This window comes from Streptomyces sp. SM1, assembly GCF_002910825.1.
Lineage (GTDB): Bacteria > Actinomycetota > Actinomycetes > Streptomycetales > Streptomycetaceae > Streptomyces > Streptomyces okerensis.
Genome location: NZ_NEUB01000062.1, coordinates 1 through 2272, shown reverse-complemented (window position 1 = coordinate 2272; position 2272 = coordinate 1). Strand labels below are relative to the sequence as shown.

Sequence of the window (2272 nt, the reverse complement as noted above, 5' to 3'; positions counted from 1 at the left end):
TCTGGGCAATGGTGAGCGCCGAGACCATGCCGGCGCCCCGCTCCTCCAGCCGCGCGGCCTGTTCCTCGCGCACCGCATCCGCGCCGAGCCCGCAGCCGATGACGACGGCGACCCGGTCGCCGTTCCAGGTGCGCGGATCGAGGCCGGCGTCGCGCACCGCCTCCCGCGCGGCGAGCACCGCCAGTGCGGCGCTCCGCGCCATGCGCCAGGCGGCGCGCCCCACGCGGCGGTCCAGCGCGTCACGGGAGAGCGGGACACGGCAGGAGAAGTCCACGGGCAGTCCGGCCAGCACCGGATCGCGGGCCGCGCTGCCCACACCGCGGCAGACCGCGTCCCAGGTGGCGTCGGTGCCCTCTCCGGCGGGGGTGAGCAGGCCGAGGCCGGTGACGGCGACGGGCGCGGTCACGGGGTCGCCGCCGGCACCGGGCCGTCCACGCCCGGGCGCAGGGCGTCGAGGTGGTCCACCAGTTGAGTGAGGGTCGTGGAGCGGGAGGCGTACTCGCTGTCGACCTTCACCCCGAAGCGCTCGTGGAGGACGAGTACCAGTTCCGTCAGGGCCAGGGAGTCCAGGTCCAGTTGCGCCAGCGTGAGTTCCGGCCGGATCTCGTCCTCCGGGACGCGGAAGGCGCTGGTCAGGATGGAACGGACGGTGGCGCAGGTGTCGGGCACGGCTTCTCCTTGCTGTCGTTGGGGGCGGGACGGGTGAGTTCCGCGATCCCGGCGTCGAATCCGATCGGCGGTTCGAAGCCCAGGTCGCGGCGGGCCGCGGTGAGGTCGAAGTGGTGCGGATGCAGCAGTTCCGCGACCAGGAAGCGGCTCAGGGCATGGGTGCGGGAACTGCGGGCCGCGCGCAGCAGCGTCTCGCCGGCCGCGGCCGCCGCGGTGGCCAGCCGGGGCGGCACCGCGCACCAGCGGGCGTCGATGCCGGCGGCCCGCAGGAAGTGGCGGGTGATCTCGCGCAGCGGGCGGGGGTCGTCCTGGCCGATGAAGTAGGCGCGGCCGCCCGCCGTTCCGGGTGACTGCCGCAGCCGGTCCAGGGCCAGCAGATGGGCGTGGGCGGCGGTACGGACGTGGGTGGTGTCGACGAGGTTGCCGCCGTCACCGGGCATCGGCAGCAGACCCGCCCGTACGGTACGCGCGAGGGCGGGGGCGAAGTGGGGGTCGCCCGGCCCCCAGATGATGTGCGGGCGCAGCGAGACGGTGGCCAGTTCCGGGCCGTGGGCGGCCAGCACCAGGGCCTCGGCGCGGGCTTTCGTGGCGGGGTAGGCGGCCAGGTGGCAGGGCGCGGGGGGAAGGTGCTCGGTGACGCCCTCCAGACCGCCGGGCCGGAAGACGACACTCGCGGTCGACGTGTAGAGGAGGGTGCGGACTCCGTGGGCACGGCAGTGCTCGGTCACATGGCGGGTGCCGGTGACGTTGGTGGCCCAGTAGGGCCCTGGCGGGCCGCTGACGCCGGCCAGGGCGGCGTTGTGGACGACCGCGTCGCACCCGGCGACGGCGCGGGAGACGGCGGCGGAGTCGGCGAGATCCCCGAGGTGCTGGTGGACGCCCAGCCGTTCCAGCGCGGTGCTGGGACGCCGGTTGAGGGAGGACACGATGTCGCCGCGTGCGCCCAGCCGGCGGCAGATCTCCAGGCCGAGGAAGCCGCTCCCGCCGGTGACCAGTACCTTCATCGGAGCCTCCGGCGCCCCTCCGGGGCAGGGTGAGGAGCGGGGTGCGGGGCGGAGCCCCGGTCCGGGGCGGGGAGCGGCGGCGGCACGGGGACCCGGCGGCAGGCCTGCCGACCGGGGAAGTGCCTCCCGCAGGGGGCCGGTGCGGTCATCGGGCCCTGCCGCGCAGGCGCCCCGCGGCCCAGCCGGCCAGCCGCATGCGGTCGATCTTGGAGTTGTGCCGGGGGTCGGTGGGAAAGCCGGTACGGATCAGCAGGGCGGCGACGCGATGCCCTTGCGGATGGTCCCTCAGGACGGCGCGGACGGCTGCCAGGGCGGCGGCGCGGGGGGTGGAGGGCAGGGGTTCCACGCAGAGCACGGGCAGTTGGCACACGGACGTGCCGACCCCGACGAGCGCGGTGCGCCGGATGCCGGGGGCGGTGTCCGCAGCCGCCTCGATGTCCTCGGTGGCCAGGGTGAACCCGGCGCCGGTGACCAGGTGGGCCTTGCGGCCGAGGAACCACAGCCGGCCCTCGTCGTCCAGCCGGCCGAGGTCCCCGGTGCGGTGCAGCACGCCGTGGCCGGTGTCGCTCTTGGTGGCGGCGTCGGCGTCCGGGCGCGCG

General features: G+C 75.8%; 3 protein-coding genes and 1 pseudogene. All 4 read right to left on the bottom strand.

Annotated features, from left to right (window positions below):
* Nucleotides 1-406 (bottom strand): beta-ketoacyl synthase N-terminal-like domain-containing protein (locus tag B9S61_RS01385; RefSeq protein ID WP_308457744.1); only part of this gene is annotated, 406 nt, incomplete at its 3' end.
* Nucleotides 403-669 (bottom strand): acyl carrier protein, encoded by a 267-nt coding sequence (locus B9S61_RS01380; protein ID WP_103540538.1) that lies wholly within the window; start codon nt 667-669, stop codon nt 403-405. The genes B9S61_RS01385 and B9S61_RS01380, both read right to left, overlap by 4 nt.
* Complete coding sequence (locus tag B9S61_RS01375; protein WP_103540537.1) at nt 633-1673, bottom strand: NAD(P)-dependent oxidoreductase; 1041 nt, start codon at nt 1671-1673, stop codon at nt 633-635. The genes B9S61_RS01380 and B9S61_RS01375 overlap by 37 nt, the downstream gene beginning before the upstream one ends.
* 145 nt (nt 1674-1818) lie before the next feature.
* A pseudogene (locus B9S61_RS01370) lies at nt 1819-2272 on the bottom strand (AMP-binding protein); the annotation flags it as partial.

Bases quoted from the DNA above. Each gene is read 5' to 3' on its own strand.
- B9S61_RS01375 (WP_103540537.1), bottom strand. From the start codon at position 1,673: ATGAAGGTACTGGTCACCGGCGGGAGCGGCTTCCTCGGCCTGGAGATC.